Raw genomic sequence first — 16730 nt, 5'->3', positions numbered from 1 at the left:
CGTGCCAGGGCCGGGGTCGTTAAGCTCGAACCGATCGTCCCCCGCATCCGTGTGTTCCGGGGAAGGCCGGGAGGTCGTCGTGACCGACGCAGGACAGCTGATCGCCGGGCGCTACCGGCTGGCCGAGCGGGTCGGCCAGGGCGCGATGGGCGTCGTCTGGCGAGCTCGTGACGAGCGGCTCGACCGGGTCGTCGCCGTGAAGCAGCTGGGCTACGAACCGGCGATCGGCCAGGCCGCCGGCGCCGAGGCCGCCCAGCGCGCCCAGCGGGAGGCCCGGCTGACCGCGCGCCTGCGGCACCCGCACGCGATCACGGTCCACGACGTCGTCGAAGAGGACGGCGAGCCGTACCTGGTCATGGAGTACCTGCCGTCGCGGAGCCTGGCCGACCTGCTGCTCGACCGCGAAAGCCTGCCCGCCGACGAGGTCGCGCGCATCGGCGTGCAGGTCGCGTCCGCGCTGGCCGCCGCGCACGCCGAAGGCATCGTGCACCGCGACGTCACCCCCGCCAACGTCCTGATCGGCGACTCCGGGATCGCCAAGATCGCCGACTTCGGCATCTCCCGCGCCACCGGCGAAGGCACGGTGACCGGCGGCGGCTTCATCGCAGGCACGCCCGCCTACCTGTCCCCCGAAGTCGCGAGCGGCCGCGACGCCGGCTTCCCCGCCGACGTGTTTTCCCTCGGCGCCACGCTCTACCGGGCGCTCGAGGGCGTCCCGCCGTTCGGCAACGACGACAACGCGATCGCGTTGCTGCTTCGGGTCGCCCGCGAGAACCCGATCCCGCCGCGGCACCGCGGCCCGCTCGCCGAGGTGCTCGGCCGCCTCCTGCACCGCGACCCGGCCCAGCGCCCGGCGATGGCCGAAGTCCAGGAGCTGTTCGAGGCGGTCACCGGCGGCCGGCCGCTGCCGCCGCCCCGCCCGCGGCCCCGCACCGAGACGCGTCTGCTGCGCGTCCGCCGGTCGAGGCGCGGCGTGGTACTGGCCTGCGCCGGCGGCGTGGTGCTGCTGGCGCTGGGGGTGGTGATCGGGACCGCGGTCGTGCCGGACCGCGGCACGCCGGTCGCCGCCGCGCCCGTGACGTCCACGTCGCCACCGCCGGCCCCGTCGACGACCCCCGCCGACCTGGGCTGCGCCGCTCGCTACGAGGTGACGAACTCCTGGCCGGGCGGCTACCAGGTGCAGGTGACGGTCCGCAACGACCGCTCCGCCGACCTCGCGGGCTGGAGCGTCCGCTGGGCCCTGCCGGACGGGCACCACATCACGGGCCTGTGGAACGGCACCTTCACGGTGGAGGGCTCGACGGTGACGGTCGACAACGCGGCCTGGAACGCGAAGCTCGACGCGGGCGGGTCGACGACGTTCGGCTTCATCGCCCTCACCGGCACGGGCGACGCCGCCGGACGTCCGCAGCTGACCTGCCGGACGGTCTAACCGCCGACGGTCCACTCACCGCCCGCACGCTCCAGCCGGTCCAGCACCGCCCGGATGTCCGGCCGCCGCGCCGTCCCCGGCCGGGTCAGCGCGAACACCCGCCGCGTCAACGGCTCTTCCAACGGGTGCAAGCCGACGCCGAGCGGACCCGGCGGAAGTGCCATCGCCGGGACCAGTGCGACTCCGGCACCCGCGGCCGCCAGCGCCACGAGCACCGCGAAATCCGGGGACTCCGCGACCACCGACGGCACGAACCCCGCCGCGCCGCAGGCTCGTTGGATCATCTCGTAGCACGACAGATCCGACGTCGGGACCAGCCACGGCTGTCCGGCGAAGTCGGCCAGGCGGACCGGCGTTCCGTCCGCCGGGCCGGCCATCGCCAGCAGCACCGGGTCCTCGAGCAGGGCCCGCTCCTCGAACCGGGACGGGACGTCCCGAGGCAGCAGCGAATAGCTGTGCACGACGGCGATGTCGACGTCCTGGCGGCGCAGTGACTCCAGGGCCGTGCCCGGCTCCTGCACCAGCAGGCGCAGCGAGACCGGTCCGCCCCACGCGCGCGGCAGCAGTGCACGTGCCGCGGAAGCGAACGCGGCCACCCGGACCGTCCCCGAGCCGTTCTCGGTCACCTCGGCCAGGGCCGACTCCGCCGCGGCCAGGTCGTCGAGGATGACTTCCGCGTGCGAGACCAGCAGCCGCCCGGCCGGGGTGAACGCCAGGCCCCGGCCCTGCTTCTCCAGCAGCGGGACGCCCGCCTCCCGTTCGAGGGCCGCCAGGTGCTGGGAGACGGCGGGCCCGGTCAGGTGCAGTGCGGCAGCCGTCGCGGCGACGGTCCGGTGCTGGGCGAGGGCGTACAGGACGCGCAGGCGGCGAAGCTCCAACATGAAGTCAGACTTCCTGGTCCAAGAAGAAACCGTAACTGGTACTTACGCAGCATACCGCTGACGATGGACGGGTGAAACTCTTCGCACTCGCCCTCACCGTCGTCCTGTGGGCGGCGGCGTTCCCCGCCATCAAGGTCGGCCTCGACGGCTACGGCGTCGCCGGGCTGTCCTTCGCCCGGCTCGCCGTCGCGTCGGCCGTCCTGCTGCTCGCCGCGCCGATCCTCAAGGTGCGCCTGCCCCGCCGCAGGGACCTGCCCCTGATCGCGGTGTGCGGGCTCGCCGGGATGAGCGCGTACCAGGTGCTGCTCAACTGGGGCGAGGTGCACGTCCCGGCGGGCACCGCGAGCCTGCTCGTCTCGGTGGCGCCGGTGTTCAGCGTCCTGCTCGCCGCGGTGTTCCTCGGCGAGCGGCTGACCGCCGCCAAGGTCCTCGGCAGCGCGGTGGCGCTCGGCGGCAGCACGCTCATCGCGGCCGGCAGCGGCCTGGCGTACTCGAGCGCCGCGTGGGTCGTCCTGGCCGCCGCGGCCGTCCAGGGCGTCTACCACTTCTGCAGCAAGCCCCTGCTCAAGCACTACACGGGACTCGAAGTCGCCTGCTACGCCATGTGGGCCGGGACGCTCTTCCTCCTGCCCCTCGCCCCGGAAGCCTTGCGCGGCAGCGAAAACCCGCAGGCGACGATCGCCGTGGTCTTCCTCGGCGTGTTGCCCTCGGCCGCCGGGTTCGTCGCGTGGGGCTACGCCGTCGCGCGGCACTCGATCGCCGTCGCGACCGGCGCGCTCTACCTCGTGCCCGCGATCGCCCTCGCCGTCGCGTTCGTCTGGCTGGGCGAGGTCCCGACCTGGGTGGACGCCGCCGGCGGCGCGCTCAGCATCGCCGGCGTCGTCCTCATCTCCCTCAGGCGCGGAGCCGGTCGAACGGCAGCCGCAGCACCTGCCCGGCTGGCACCGGCGCGTTCACCCGGCGGATCGCGTCGAGCTCCGGTGCCGTGAGCGCCCGGCGGTAGAACCGGACCTCGTCGAACGAGCCGGTCCAGCGGAACTGGTTGTCCAGCCGCTGGCCCAGCTGCAGCTGGAACGACACCGTCCGGCTGACCGACCCGGCGGCCGCGGCGCCGGAGGCGACCTGGACGCCGTCGACCCACAGCAGCAGCTTCCCGCCGGTGCGTTCCAGGGCGACGTGGTGCCACGCCTGGTCGTCGTACGCCTGGCTCGTGGTGATCGACGCACTCCCGGCCGCCGTGGTCATCATCGCGATCAGACGGTGGTTCGCGGGCTCGCCGCGCAGCCACAGCTGCGGCGCGGTGGCCCCCATCCCGCCGAGCCAGAACAGGACCTGGTTGCCCTTCGTGGCGCCGTACCGGAACCAGCCCGTCCAGGTCAGGTCGCCGTCGCCCGGCGGCTGCGCGGGGTCGTAGGGCACACGGACGTAGTCGTCGGTGCCGTCCAGGGTCAGCGCGCCGCCGAAGCGTCCGGCGACCAGGGAAGCGCCCCCGAGCACCCGGGCGTCCGCGTGCCCCGAAACGTCCGGTGTGGACGGACCCGCGGAGTTGTGCCACCCCAGGGATGACTCGTCGAAACGCGCGAAGCGGATCTCGTCCCGGGCGTCGACGGCGCCGCCTTCGTACACGAGCCCGATCCTCGGGCCGCCGATCTGCACCAGGTCCGAGTACCCGGACCAGTCGGTGGTGAGCTGCGTGCCCTGTTCGGCGTTCTCCCACGTCCGGCCGTTGTCGTAGGACGAGCGGATCATCATCCAGCGGCGCCGGTCGGTGTCGGACGGCGACGAGAACAGCAGCCGGTTCCCGACGCGCAGGATCGAGCCCTGCACCATCGGCGTCACCAGGTCGGGGATGGTGGTGAAGGACTTGGTGAACGTCTGGCCACCGTCCCGGCTGAGGGCGTAGTCGCGGTTGCCGATGTCGGTGCCGCCCTGCTCGCGGCCGCCGGCGTAGACCGTGCCGTCGGGCAGCTCCACGACCGTGACTTCGGACGGCTTCTGCGTGTACGTCCCGCCGACCGGGTGCGGATAGCTGTTCACGGCGCCGACGTGCCAGGTCCGGCCGCCGTCGTCGCTGTAGACCAGCCCGGCGTGGTTCTCGACGGAATGCGTCCCGTCGCTGGTCTCCGCGTTGACGCCGAACACCAGCCGTCCCGCGTGGCGGCCGTGCGTCAGCTGGATGCCGTGCACCGGCCCGGACGCGTACCAGGAGTCCCAGTCCGGCAGCTTGGCCTGCGCGCTGATGTCGACCGGCGCGGACCAGGTCAGCCCATCGTCGTCGCTGTACTGCGAGTGCGGGGTGCGCGGGCACGGGACGTCGCACGCCTTGTCGTCGGTGCGGCCCTTGTTGTACGTCGTGATCAGCACGATCCGGCCGGTCCGGCTGTCCACGACGGGCACCGGGTTGCCGTGGGTGTCGCCGCCGCCGCGGTTGACGACCTGCAGCGGCGACCACGTCTTGCCGCCGTCGGCCGAGCGTTTCAGCACGAGGTCGATGTCCCCGGTGTCGCCGCAGTTGTCGATGCGGCCTTCGGCGAAGGCCAGGAGCGTGCCGTGGGTGGACTTCACGATCGCCGGGATCCGGAAGCAGCTGTAGCCGGGATCCTGCGACGCCTTGAACAGCACCTGCTGGTCGACCATCGGCGCGGCCTGGGCCGGGCCCACGGCGACCAGCGAGCCCGCCAGCAGGGCCACGAGCGCGGCCCCTCTCCCCAGTGTTCTCATTCTCATCCCTTCAGGACGGCGACACCTCGCGGGGCGAGCCGGACGCGCGCGACCGGCCGCGAGGGGTCGGTGAGCAGGTCCGGCGCGGCGTGCGGCAGGTCGACGGTGACCGGCTCGGTGCCGTGGTTGAGCAGGATCAGGTAGGCGCTTTCCCCGCCGTGCCGGACGACGGCCTGCACCCCGGGCGGTGCCTCGATCACGGGCGTCACCCCGGCTTCCGCCGCGATCCGGCCCAGCACCGCACCCAGGTCCGGCCGGGTGCCGACGTACCAGGCGACGCCGTCACCGAACGCGTGCCGGGTGATCGCCGGGCGCATGGCCAGCTCGCCGGCTGCGAAGGAGGCGACCACCTCGGCGCCTTCGGGCTCGATCCACTCGGCCCAGATCGTCCCGGCACCCGTTGTGCCGTCGGTGAAGTCGAGGGCGATGCTCCCGTCGAGCGGCCAGAACTCGTCGACCCGCAGGCCGAGGATGTCCCGCAGCGGCGCGGGGTGCCCGCCGAGGTAGGCGCGATCGCAGCCGTCGACGATGCCGGAGAAGTACGACACCACCAGGTGCCCGCCACCGGCGACGTACTCGCGCAGGTTGTCGGCCGTCGGCTGCTCCAGCAGGTACAGGTTCGGGACGACGACGAGCCGGTACCCCGAAAGATCCCGTGAAGGGTGGACGACGTCGCACGTGATGTTGGCATCGAACAGCGGCGCGTAGTGCGCCAGGTGCGTCTCGAGCTGCTCCAGCTCGGCCGGGTGCGAGTCCAGTTCGAGGCCCCACCAGCTCGGCCAGTCGTGCAGGAGCGCGACGTCGGCCCGCACGCGCGTCCCGGCCAGCTCGGGCACGCGCGCCAGTTCCCGGCCGAGCGCGGCCGTCTCGCGGAAGGTGCGGGTGTCGCGGCCGCCGTGCGGGACCATCGCCGAGTGGAACTTCTCCGCGCCGCCGCTGGTCTGCCGCCACTGGAAGAACAGGACCGCGTCGGCGCCCTGGGCGATCGCCTGCCAGCTCCCGAGCCGCATCGCGCCGGGTGGCTTGGGGCTGTTGCGGGTCCGCCAGTTCACCGCGCTCGGCGCCTGCTCCAGCAGCAGCCACGGCCGGTCCTTCGCCGACCGGACGAGGTCGTAGGCGAACGCGGCCTCGACGTGGGCGCGCGGGTCGTACGGGTCCGGGTAGGAGTCGAGGCTGACGACGTCCTCGTGCGGCGTCCAGGTGTGCCAGTCGAGGGCTTTCTGCACCAGGCCGGCGAAGTTGGTCGTGAGCGGGACGTCCGGTGTGATCCGCCGCAGCACCTCCTGCTCGGTCCGGAAGCAGCCGAGCGCGGCGTCGGAGGAGAACCGGTGGAAGTCGAGCTGCTGAGCGGGGTTCGGGAACGTCGGCGCGACGCGCGGCGGCAGGATCTCGTCCCACGCGGAGTAGTGCTGGGCCCAGAACGTCGTCGTCCACGCGGCGTTGAGCGCCTCGATCGTCCCGTAACGCTCTCGCAGCCAACGGCGGAAGTCCGCGGCGGACTCGTCGCAGTAGCACGCGCGGATGTGGCAGCCGAACTCGTTGCCGACGTGCCACATCGCCAGGGCCGGATGACCCGCGTAGCGCGTCGCCAGCTCCGTGACGAGCCGTGCGGCGTGCGCGCGGTAGACGGGGCTGGACGGGCAGAACTGCTGCCGCGCCCCGGGCGAGAGCCGGACGCCGTCGGCGCGCACCGGGAGGATCTCCGGGTGGGCGCGGGACAGCCACGGCGGCGGTGACGCGGTCATCGTCGCCAGGCACACCTGCACGCCCCCTCCGGCGAGGCCGGCCATGACGTCGTCGAACCAGCCGAAGTCCCACTCCCCCGGCTCCGGTTCGACGCCGGCCCACGAGTAGATCCCGGCCGTCACCATCGTGACGCCCGCTTCGGCCATCAGCTCCAGGTCTTCCCGGCGGACCTCTTCGGGCCAGTGCTCGGGGTTGTAGTCGGCGCCGTAGCGGATCATCAGAGCAGGCCCGCTTCCGCGAGCTTTTCCTTGATCCGCAACAGCTCCTCGTCGTCGAGGGGCAGCTGCGGCGGCGCCATGACAGCGTTGTCGATGAACCCGCGCAGCTTCATCGCGGCCTTGAACGCGCCGAGCCCGGCCGACCCGCGGCCCATCCGGCTCGGCGGCGCGACGGCCGTGATCGAGAACAGCTTCATCAGGCGTTCCTGCTCGCGGCGCGCCGCGGCGAGGTTGCCGGACTTGAAGTGGTCGTGGATCAGCACGTACCCGACGGGGTCGACGTTGCCGAGGCCCGGGACCGCGCCGTCGGCCCCCATCGCCAGGGCCGCGTCCACGACCAGCTCGGAGCCGGTGAACACGGCGAAGGAGTCCAGGCCGCGGTCGCGCTTGCCGAGCAGGACGGCGCGGAAGGACGCCTCGTCGCCGCTGGAGTCCTTCAGCGCGGCGAGGACGCCGTCGGCGGCGAGGTCGAGCACCATCGGCCCGTCGAGCTTCGTGTGTACCGCCACGGGGATGTCGTAGGCGACGATCGGCAGCGACGTGCGCTCGTGCAGCAGCCGGAAGTGCCGGTCGACCTCGGCCACGTGCGTCCGGGTGTAGTACGGCGCGGTGACGACGACCGCGTCGGCCCCGGCCGCTTCGGCGGCCTTGACGTGCTCGGCGACCCGCAGCGTCGTCATGTCGATACAGCCGGCGAGCACCGGGACGCGCCCGGCGACCTGGTCGACCGTCGTTTCGACGACGACCCGGCGCTGCGCGTCGGGCAGGAAGGCGACCTCGCTCGAGGAGCCCAGGACGAAGACGCCGTGCACGCCGGCGTCGAGCTGGAACTCGACGTGGCGCCGCAGCGAGTCGGTGTCCACGCTGAAGTCGTCGTTCAACGGCGTGCACAGCGGCGGGACGATTCCGGCGAACTTCGGCATCAGGTGCTCACTCCGGTAGGCAGATCTGGGTGGATGCAGCGGTAGGTGTGCCCGCCCTCGGCCGCGGCGAGCGGCGGCAGCTCCGCCGCGCACTCGCCGGTGGCCTTCGGGCAGCGGGTGCGGAACGGGCACCCGCTCGGCGGGTGGGTCGCCGAGGGCACCGGGCCGGCGAGCACGATCGGCTCGACCGGGTGGAGCAGGCTGGGTGTCGCGGAGAACAACGCCCGCGTGTAGGGGTGACGGGCCTGCGCCCCCACCGGGGCTTCTTCGACGATCCGGCCCAGGTACATCGTGACGATCCGGTCGCTCATCTTGGCCACGGTCTGGATGTCGTGGGACACGAAGACCATCGCCAGGTCCAGCTGTTCGCGCAGGTCGAGCAGCAGGTTGAGGATCTGGGCGCGGACCGAGACGTCGAGGGCGGACGTCGGCTCGTCGGCGACCAGCAAGGCGGGGCGCAGGGCCAGGGCGCGGGCGATGGCGACGCGCTGGCGCTGCCCGCCCGACAGCTGGCCGGGCACCGCGTCGGCGACGCTGTCCGGGAGGCCGACCAGGGACATCAGCTCCCGGACACGCTCGTCGCGCTCGGCGGGCGTCCCGGCCTGGTGGACGTCGAGGGGGTCGCGGATGATCTTGGCGACGGCCAGCCGCCGGTTGAGCGCGGTCGAGGGGTCCTGGAAGACCATGCCGACCTCGCGCCCGGACGTCCGGGGCTTCCCGCGGAACCGGACGCCGCCCGCGGTCGGCCGCTGCAGGCCGACGATCACCTTGGCCAGGGTGGACTTGCCGCAGCCGGACTCGCCGACGACGCCGATCGTCTCGCCCGGGTTCACCACGAGGTGGGCGTCGGTGAGGGCGTGGACGTGGTCGTGGCCGAACAGCCCGCGGCCGCGGACCTTGTGGACGACGTGGACGCCGTCGACCTCCAGGAGGTTCACGCCGTCGCCTCCTTCTCGCGGGCGATGTCGACCGCCGGGAAGTGGCAGGCGACGAGGTGGCCGACGGGTTCGCCGAAGCGGACCGGGGGTTCGTCGTGGCACTTCGCGCGGGCCGCCGGGCAGCGGCCGGCGAAGCGGCAGCCGGCCGGGAACTCGGCCGGGGCCGGGACGACCCCCTTGATCTGCGTCAGCCGGGCCTCGTTCTCCTCCAGCGACAACACGGCGCTGAGCAGGCCGCGCGTGTAGTGGTGCCGCGGCGAGCCGACCACCTCGGCGGTGGTGCCCAGCTCCGCGACCTGGCCGCCGTACATGACGACGACGCGGTCGGCGAGCTCGGACACCAGGGCGAGGTCGTGCGAGACGAGGACCAGCGCGAAGCCGAGCTCTTCCTGCAGCCGCAGCAGCAGCGCCATGATCTGCGCCTGCACGGTGACGTCGAGGGCGGTCGTGGGCTCGTCGGCGACGATCAGCTTCGGGTCGCGCGAGAGCGCCATGGCGATCAGCACGCGCTGGCGCTGGCCACCGGACAGCTCGTGCGGGTACGCCCGCAGCGTCCGTTCCGGATCGAGGTTGACCAGGTCCAGCAGTTCGGCCGGGGTGCGGGTGCCGCCGCGGCGGCAGAACTGCTTGAGCTGGGCGCGGATGGTCATCGCCGGGTTGAGGGAGCTCAGCGCGTCCTGGTAGATCATCGCGATGTCGTGGCCGAGGTGCCGGCGGCGCTCGCCGGGCTTGAGCGCGAGCAGGTCCCGCTGCGCGAACCGGATCTGGCCGGACACCCGGGCGCCCACCGGCTCCAGGCCGAGGATCGACAGGGCGGTGAGCGTCTTGCCGCAGCCGGACTCGCCGATCAGGCCGAGGACCTCCCCGGCCCGGACGCTGAAGGACACTCCGTCCACGACGTCGACGCCCTCGTGGCGGCCGGGGAAGGCGATCCGGAGCCGGTCGACCTCCAGGACCGGGTCGCGGTGGTCCAGGGACCGCGCGGTGCGGGCCAGCCGCTCCCCCGCCTCCCGCAGGCCGGCGATCGGCAGGACGGGCGCGGTGTCGGCCTCGTCGCGGGCTTCGACGGCCTTGGCGACCTCGGCCGCCTTGACCGCGCGGGCCGAGGGGGCGGCCCAGGCGTCGGAGATCCGCTCGGACAGGATGTTGAGCGCCAGCACGGTGCTCAGGATCAGCAGGCCGGGGAACAGCGTCGCCCACCAGCCGCCGGTCAGCACCAGGTCCTTGCCGTCGGCGAGTACCGAGCCCCACGACGGGTCCGGCGGCTGGATGCCGGCGCCGATGAACGACAGCGAGGCCTCGAAGACGATCGCGTCGGCCACCGTGACCGTGCAGTAGACCAGCACCGGCGCGGCGCAGTTGACGGCGACGTGCCGGGTCAGCACGAAGAACCGGCGGGCGCCGATGACGCGTTCGGCCGCGACGTAGTCCTCGCCGTACTGTGCCAGGACGTTCGCCCGGATCACCCGGGCCACCGGCGGCGTGTTGAGGAACCCGATGGCCAGGACCAGCACGAGGATCCCGTGCCCGAACACCGCGACGAGCACCGCGGCCAGCGCGATGCCGGGGAACGCCATGACGACGTCGAGGACGCGCATGATCACCGCGTCCACCCGGCGGTGCGACGTCGCGGCGAACGCCCCGATCACCGCTCCCGACACGAGCGCGAGCGCCACCGCCCCCAGGCCGATGGCGAGCGACCAGCGCGTGCCGGCGACGAGCCGGGAGAAGATGTCGCGGCCGGACTGGTCGGTGCCGAACCAGTGCGCGGCGCTCGGACCGCCGGTGTCGGTGCTCAGCGCGTCCGGGTTGTGCGTGGCCAGGAGCGTGCCGAGCACGGCGACCAGCACCAGGACGCCGAGGAGCGCGAGGGCGGGCCACGACCCGCGCAGGCGCTTCACGCGTGGCTCCGCAGGCGCGGGTTCGCGATCAGGTACAGGACGTCGACGATCAGGTTGACCAGCACGAACCCGATCGCGATCGTGATCACGAAGCCCTGCACCTTGGCGGTGTCGCCGTCCTTGACGGCCTGGATCATGTTCTGTCCCATCCCCGGCAGCGCGAACATCGTCTCGATGACGACCGCGCCGCCCAGCAGGTAGCCGACCCGCAGGCCGAGCACGGTCAGCGGGGTGACCAGCGCGTTGCGCAGCACGTTGCGCCCGACCACGACCACCGGCGGCAGCCCGCCGCCGCGCGCGGTGCGGACGTAGTCCTTGTCCAGCTCTTCGACCATCGACGTCCGGATCACCCGGGTCAGCTGCGCCGCCACCGGCAGTGCGAGGGAAATCGCGGGCAGCGCCAGCGAGTTCAGCCAGCCGCCGAAGGAGTCGGCCGGGCTGACGTACCCGCTGGTCGGGAACAGGCCCCGGCCGACGGCCAGCCACTGGACCAGCAGCAGCGCCACCCAGAACGCCGGCGCGGCGACCCCGGCCAGGGTGACCACGCGGATCGCCTTGTCCGGCCAGCGGTCGCGGAACAGCGCGGACGTCACGCCGAGCACCAGCGAGGACACGAGCGCGATGACCAGCCCGAGCAGGGTCAGCTGCACGGTGAGCGGCAGCGCGGTCGCGATGGTCTCGCCGACCGGCTGCTTGGTGATCACGCTGGTGCCCCAGTCGCCCTGGACCAGGTGCCAGACGAAGTGGACGTACTGCAGCGGCAGCGGGTCCAGCAGCCCGTTCTCCAGCCGGAACTGCTGCAGCTGCTCGGCGGTCGCGTTCGCGCCGTCGAACGCGGCGAGCGCCGGGTCGGTGGGCGCGAACCGCATCACGACGAACACGAACAGGATGACGCCGAGCAGCAGCGGGATCAGGGCGAGGACGCGGCTGAGCAGCATCCGCACGACGACGGCCACGGGTGTTCTCCTCCTAGACCGGCTTGGCCTGGTTCAGGTAGATGCCCGGGTAGCCCTGGGCGTGCACGCCGGTGATCGCCTTCGGGTCCCAGGCCGTGCCGAGCTGGGTGAAGACGACCGGGTAGATGACGGCCTGCTCGGAGATCCGGTCGAGCAGCTGCTTGGTGAGCGAGCTCCGCTTGGCCTCGTCGGTCTCGGCCGCGGCCTGGTCCTGCAACGCGAGCAGCGCCTGGGCGTCCGGGCCGGTCCAGCGCGCGTACTTGCTCGTGAGGATCGACTTGGCGTCGTAGTAGTAACGGATCATCAGGTCGGGGTCGTTGCCGAACTGCAGCGGGTTGTTGGTCGTGGCGACGACCTGGAAGTCGTGGCCGGCGTCGAGTTTCGAGAACAGCGCCTTGGTGTCCTGGGAGTCCAAAGTGGTCTGGACGCCGATCGCGTCCCAGCCCTCCTTGATCACCTTGACGCAGTCGGCGACCAGCGAGGTGTTCGTCGTCGACAGCGTCACCCTGAGGTTGCCGACGCCGGCTTGCTGCAGCAGCTGCTTCGCCTTTTCGGGGTTGTAGGCGAAGTCCTGCGACGCGGGCTGCGAGGACGGCAGCTTCGGGTTGATGAACGACGTGCCGGGCGAGCCGGCGCCCTTCAGGCCGATCTCGACCATCTTCCGCTTGTCGATGGCGTAGTGCAGCGCCTGCCGGACCAGGTTCTTGTCGAACGGCGCGTGCGCGGTGTTGAAGAGCAGGAAGAGGTTGTTGCCGCCGTCGGCGAACTCGACCGTGCGGCCGGCCTTGCGGAGCTGGTCGGCGTTGGCGGCCGGGATGTTCTCGGCGATCTGCGCGTCCGGGTTCGCCCCGGAGATGGCGGCGACGCGCGGCGCGGAGTCCACGATGGACTTCCACAGCATCTTGTCGTAGGCCGCCGGGCGCGGGCCGGTGTAGCCGGCGAACTTCTCGAAGCTCGTGTGGCTCAGCGGTGCCTGTTCGACGACCTTGTACGGGCCGGAGCCGACGACCTTGCCGGCCGCGGCGTCGGCCCACTTGCCCTCGAAGACGTGCTTCGGGACGATCTTGCAGCACTGGATGCGCCGCAGCGCGTACGGGAAGGGGAACTTGAGGACGAACTCGACCGAGCGGTCGCCGGTCTTGCGGACCTCCTTGAGCCAGGTGGAGAAGAAGCTGTGGACCAGCACGTTCTCCTGGTCGTCCAGCGCCCTGGCGTAGGTGAAGACGACGTCGTCGGCGGTCACGGGCTGCCCGTCGTGCCACTTCGCGCCGTCTCGGAGGTCGAACTTCAGGCTCGTGCCGGTCGCGTCGGGCAGCGCTTTCGCCAGGCCCGGGAACGGCGCGCGGGTGATCGGATCACCCTCCACGAGGGACTCGTAGCAGTGCAGGATCGCGGCCATCGAGAACGCGGACGCGGTCTGCAGCGGGTCCCACGACTGGTTGTTGCCGTAGCCGACGACGGCGGTCAGCGAGCCCGCCGAGCTGCCGGTCTTGTTGGTGGACGCGGGCCCGCCGCAGGCGGCGAGCACGGTGGGGAACGCCACGGCCGCCCCGGCGAAGGTGGTGTAGCGCAGCAACTGGCGGCGGCTGAGCGACGGGCTCTGGGACATCGCTGTCTCCGGGGGCTCGAACGGTAGGACGTGGGACGTCCTATGACCGGCGTGAGCCTAGGATGCGTTCGCGTGCCGGTCAACCCTTCTGGACGTATGACGTAGGATGTCCTCTCACGACGCATCCGGGGAGGACAGCAGTGGCCCGTCCGCAGCGCAGCGAAGAGATCACCAAGCGCATCATCGACCTGATCGTCGAGCGGGAGCTCCCGCCGGGCGCGCCCATGCCCACCGAGCTCAGCCTGATGGAGGACATCGGCGTCAGCCGCAACTCCATCCGCGAGGCGATCAAGGCCCTCCAGGCCCTCGGCATCGTCGAGATCCGCCACGGCTACGGCACGTTCGTCGGGTCCGCCGGGTCCGAGTCGCTGCAGACGTGGCTGCTGTTCCGCACCCGCGCCCGCGGCGCCACCGACGTCGGGCGGCTGCGCGACCTCCTGGAGGTGCGGGAGATGCTCGAGACCGAGCTGACCCGCCGCGTCGCCACCGACCACCGGCCCGAGCTGGTCGAGGACCTGCAGGCCTGCGTCGCGCGGATGAAGCGCAAGGGCCCCGACGCGGCGGACGCCGACCGCGAGTTCCACGACCTCATCTGCGCCGAGGCCGGGTTCGACCTCGCCCGCGAGCTGACCGGGTTGTTCTGGGACGTCTACCAGATCGCCGAAAGCGAGCTGGGCGGCCCGGCCGGTTCCCCGACGGCCACGGCCAAGCGGCACCAGGCCATCGTCGACGCGCTCCTGCAGCGCGACGCCGATGCCGCCGCCGAAGCCGTGCACCGGCACTTCGACGAGGTCCGCAAGCGGGCGAAAGCCGGGCCGTACGGCGGTTTCGGCGTCGCGCGCCCGGTTCCGGCCGCCCGGTCCTGACTGTCCGTCGTTCGCCCGGTCAGGGTAGTTCGACTGGGCCGTGGAGTCCACTTTGGACGTCTCGATGGATCCCGGCGGCGGGTGGGGGCCGGGCTACGACGCCACGGGGTGTCCCGCAGCCCTTCAGCCCGGCCGGCACAGCCCTCGCTCGTAGGCCAGCAACCCCGCCTCGGTCCGGTGCGCGCAGCCCAGCTTGCGCACCACCTGGGTCACCAGGCCGCGCACCTCGGGCTCCGCCAGCTCGAGCCGGGCCGCGATCTCGACGTTCGTCAGGGCCTGGCCCACCAGGACCAGGATTTCGCGCTCGCGCCAGGACAGGGCGTCGACGCGCGCGAGCCGCTCGTCGCGCGGCCCGGAGAGCCGGGTCGCCGCCGAGACGAGCCGGCGGGAGGCGTCCGGGGAGAGCACCACGTGGCCGTCCGCGGCCAGGCGGACCACCTTGATCAGCTCGTTGCGGCGGGCCGACCGGAGCAGGAACCCCGATGCCCCGTCACGCAGGGCACGCAGGATTCCCGCGTCGGAGTCGAACGTCACCAGCGCCACCACGGCCGGGCGGCGGAAGACCGGGCCCAGCGGTCCCAGGCGCAGGTCCAGCAGCAGGACGTCCGGGAGCCGGCGGCGCAGCGTCAGCGCGGCCGTCTTCGCGTCGGGCGCCGAGCCGACCACCTCGATGCCGTCGGCCTCGGCCAGCAGGGCGGCGAGGCGGGCCCGCACGGCCGGGTCGCGTTCGGCCACGAGCACCCGGACCGGCGGGGCGGGCACGGTCAATCCCGGGGCCGCAGGCGGATCAGCGGCAGGTCGGTGCGCGAGGCGCCCACCAGGTCACGCCCGCCCGGGCCGCGCAGCCGCAGCTCGCGGAAGCGCACCGCCGACAGCTGCGCGGCTTCGATCGGGTAGACGTCGCCGTAGCGCTTGATCTTGTCGACGAGCTCCTTGCCCAGCAGCTCCACGAGCCCGGCGTGCCGGGTCGCGCCGCCGCCCAGTGGCACGTCCAGCTCCTTGCGGACCTCGGGGAAGCGCTGGTCGAGCTCGACGGCCAGCTGGTGGATCGTGACGTAGGCGGGTCCGAACTCCGACGCGTCCGGCCCCGGCGGGATCTCCTTCAGCACCTTGATGAGCTTGTCGTCCATCGCGAGCTTGTCCCACAGGGTCACGTTTTCCTCCCGTCGCGGCCGCCGCAGGTCTACCAGAGGACCGGCACGCGGTCCACTCCCCCGGTGACCCGGTTCGTCCGGACCTCCAGTTCGTCGACCGGCACCGCCAGCCGCAGGCCCGGGAACCGCCGGAGCAGCGAGCCGAACACCACGCGCAGCTCCGTGCGCGCCAGGCTCGCGCCGATGCAGAACCAGCCGCCGTAAGCGAACGCCACGTGGGGGTTCGGCTTGCGGCCGGGGTCGAACTCGGCCGCGTCCGGGAACACCGACGAGTCCCGGTTCGCCGCGGCCAGCGAGAGGACGACGGCGTCGCCGCGGGCGACCGTCACGCCGCCGAGTTCGACGTCGTCGTGCGCGTACCGCAGGATGCCGAGCCCGCCCGGGGCAGCCAGCCGCAGGATTTCCTCGACCACGCCGTGCGCCCGGCCGCCGGGGTCGGCGGCCAGCGCGTCGCGGCGCGCGAGGTCGGTGAGCAGGTACAGGACGCCCAGGTCGATGCGGTTGGACGTCGTCTCGTGGCCGGCGAACAGCAGGCCGGCGGCGAGCCGGGCGAGGTCGTCGTCGGTGAACGCGGGGTCCTGCGCCTGCGCCCGGACCATGTCCGAAACGACGTCCTGCCCGGGCTCCCGCCGTTTCGCGGCGGCGAGCCGGCCCATGTAGGCGGCGAACTCCTCGAGCGCCGCGTCGGCGCCGGTGCCGATGTCCATCCGGCCCATCCGGTCGGACAGCACCCGGAACGTGGCGCGGTCTTCGTACGGGACGCCGAGCAGCTCGCAGATCACCAGCACCGGCAGCGGGAACGAGAGCAGCTCGTGCAGGTCGACCGGCCCGCCGTCGAGCCGGGCGCGCTCCATCGCGTCGTAGCAGCCGTCGGCCAGTTCCTGGACGTGGCCGGCGAGACGGCGGATCCGGTTGGCGGAGAACGCCGGCACGAGCATCTTCCGCATCCGCGCGTGCCCGGCGTGCTCGGTTTCGTGGTCGCCCTGCGGCCGGCTGAGGATGGCGGCGTCCGACAACGCCGACGCCCGCTCGGGCGCGGGGTGCGAACGCCCGAAGCGCAGGTCGCTGAACACCGCGCGGACCTCGTCGTACCCGGTGACCAGCCAGGCGGGGTCACCGGCCGGGGTGGTCACCCGCACCACCGGCCCTTCCCGGCGCAGCACCTCGAAGAGCGGGGCGATCTCCAGGACGTTCGGCCGCTCGAACGGCAGGCGCGGGGTGTCCGTGGTCGCGGTCATCGGGTCTCCTCCCGGGTGCGCGGCCGGCGGGCGACGCGGGCGGCCCGGTCACCGGCCGCTCCCCCGGTCCCCCCGCGTTCCACGGTACTCAGAACCCCGGCCGCGGGGCGGGGAAAGCCGATTCCCCGCCCCTTCGGGCCAAGATCA

14 protein-coding genes are annotated in these 16730 nt (G+C 72.7%); 3 read left to right on the top strand and 11 right to left on the bottom strand.

Features of this window, described 5'->3' with window-relative positions:
- Positions 1–79 precede the first annotated feature (79 nt).
- A complete protein-coding gene (locus ACYVLJ_RS16000; RefSeq protein WP_460439170.1) occupies positions 80–1432 on the top strand; it encodes a protein kinase domain-containing protein in 1353 nt (450 codons plus the stop codon).
- On the opposite strand, the gene ACYVLJ_RS15995 is transcribed toward ACYVLJ_RS16000, so the two are convergent.
- Positions 1429–2313, bottom strand: coding sequence for a LysR family transcriptional regulator (locus ACYVLJ_RS15995; RefSeq protein ID WP_460439169.1), 885 nt, complete (start codon positions 2311–2313; stop codon positions 1429–1431). The two genes, ACYVLJ_RS16000 and ACYVLJ_RS15995, sit on opposite strands and share 4 nt — an antisense overlap.
- A 71-nt stretch (positions 2314–2384) precedes the next feature.
- Between ACYVLJ_RS15995 and ACYVLJ_RS15990 the strand changes: the two genes are divergently transcribed.
- Positions 2385–3302, top strand: coding sequence for a DMT family transporter (locus ACYVLJ_RS15990; protein ID WP_460439168.1), 918 nt, complete (start codon positions 2385–2387; stop codon positions 3300–3302).
- Here the strand turns inward: ACYVLJ_RS15990 and ACYVLJ_RS15985 are convergent.
- From ACYVLJ_RS15985 to ACYVLJ_RS15955, 7 genes are read right to left on the bottom strand one after another with little or no spacing between them, the layout of a single operon-like run.
- Positions 3208–5034 carry an exo-alpha-sialidase gene (locus ACYVLJ_RS15985; RefSeq protein WP_460439167.1) on the bottom strand — a complete coding sequence of 609 codons (1827 nt, stop codon included), beginning with the start codon at positions 5032–5034 and terminating at the stop codon, positions 3208–3210. The two genes, ACYVLJ_RS15990 and ACYVLJ_RS15985, sit on opposite strands and share 95 nt — an antisense overlap.
- 2 nt (positions 5035–5036) lie before the next feature.
- Entirely contained in the window at positions 5037–6998 is a 1962-nt protein-coding gene (locus tag ACYVLJ_RS15980; RefSeq protein ID WP_460439166.1) for a beta-galactosidase, read from the bottom strand.
- Positions 6998–7921 carry a dihydrodipicolinate synthase family protein gene (locus ACYVLJ_RS15975; RefSeq protein ID WP_451985960.1) on the bottom strand — a complete coding sequence of 308 codons (924 nt, stop codon included), beginning with the start codon at positions 7919–7921 and terminating at the stop codon, positions 6998–7000. Before ACYVLJ_RS15975 ends, ACYVLJ_RS15980 begins: the two co-directional genes overlap by 1 nt.
- The gene (locus tag ACYVLJ_RS15970; protein ID WP_460439165.1) at positions 7921–8859 is read right to left on the bottom strand and encodes an ABC transporter ATP-binding protein; all 939 of its coding nucleotides are present in this window, start codon (positions 8857–8859) and stop codon (positions 7921–7923) included. Before ACYVLJ_RS15970 ends, ACYVLJ_RS15975 begins: the two co-directional genes overlap by 1 nt.
- Complete coding sequence (locus ACYVLJ_RS15965; protein WP_460439164.1) at positions 8856–10760, bottom strand: dipeptide/oligopeptide/nickel ABC transporter permease/ATP-binding protein; 1905 nt, start codon at positions 10758–10760, stop codon at positions 8856–8858. The genes ACYVLJ_RS15970 and ACYVLJ_RS15965 overlap by 4 nt, the downstream gene beginning before the upstream one ends.
- Positions 10757–11716 carry an ABC transporter permease gene (locus tag ACYVLJ_RS15960; protein WP_460439163.1) on the bottom strand — a complete coding sequence of 320 codons (960 nt, stop codon included), beginning with the start codon at positions 11714–11716 and terminating at the stop codon, positions 10757–10759. Before ACYVLJ_RS15960 ends, ACYVLJ_RS15965 begins: the two co-directional genes overlap by 4 nt.
- A gap of 13 nt (positions 11717–11729) precedes the next feature.
- Positions 11730–13325, bottom strand: coding sequence for an ABC transporter substrate-binding protein (locus ACYVLJ_RS15955; protein WP_460439162.1), 1596 nt, complete (start codon positions 13323–13325; stop codon positions 11730–11732).
- A gap of 140 nt (positions 13326–13465) precedes the next feature.
- On the opposite strand from ACYVLJ_RS15955, the gene ACYVLJ_RS15950 reads away from it, so the two are divergent.
- On the top strand, positions 13466–14191 hold the full coding sequence (locus ACYVLJ_RS15950; RefSeq protein ID WP_460439161.1) for a FadR/GntR family transcriptional regulator: 726 nt from the start codon (positions 13466–13468) through the stop codon (positions 14189–14191).
- A gap of 123 nt (positions 14192–14314) precedes the next feature.
- Here ACYVLJ_RS15950 and ACYVLJ_RS15945 read toward each other — a convergent pair whose 3' ends face one another.
- From ACYVLJ_RS15945 to ACYVLJ_RS15935, 3 genes are read right to left on the bottom strand one after another with little or no spacing between them, the layout of a single operon-like run.
- Positions 14315–14953 carry a LuxR C-terminal-related transcriptional regulator gene (locus ACYVLJ_RS15945; RefSeq protein ID WP_460439160.1) on the bottom strand — a complete coding sequence of 213 codons (639 nt, stop codon included), beginning with the start codon at positions 14951–14953 and terminating at the stop codon, positions 14315–14317.
- Positions 14954–14955: 2 nt separating this feature from the next.
- The gene (locus ACYVLJ_RS15940) at positions 14956–15345 is read right to left on the bottom strand and encodes a hypothetical protein (protein ID WP_451985974.1); all 390 of its coding nucleotides are present in this window, start codon (positions 15343–15345) and stop codon (positions 14956–14958) included.
- 29 nt (positions 15346–15374) lie between these two features.
- Positions 15375–16583, bottom strand: a complete 1209-nt coding sequence (locus tag ACYVLJ_RS15935) for a cytochrome P450 family protein (protein WP_460439159.1) — start codon at positions 16581–16583, stop codon at positions 15375–15377.
- Positions 16584–16730: the final 147 nt, after the last annotated feature.

The organism is Amycolatopsis stemonae (genome assembly GCF_054781455.1).
Note: the sequence above shows the minus strand (reverse complement) of the source record. Positions and strands in the feature narration are given on the sequence as shown.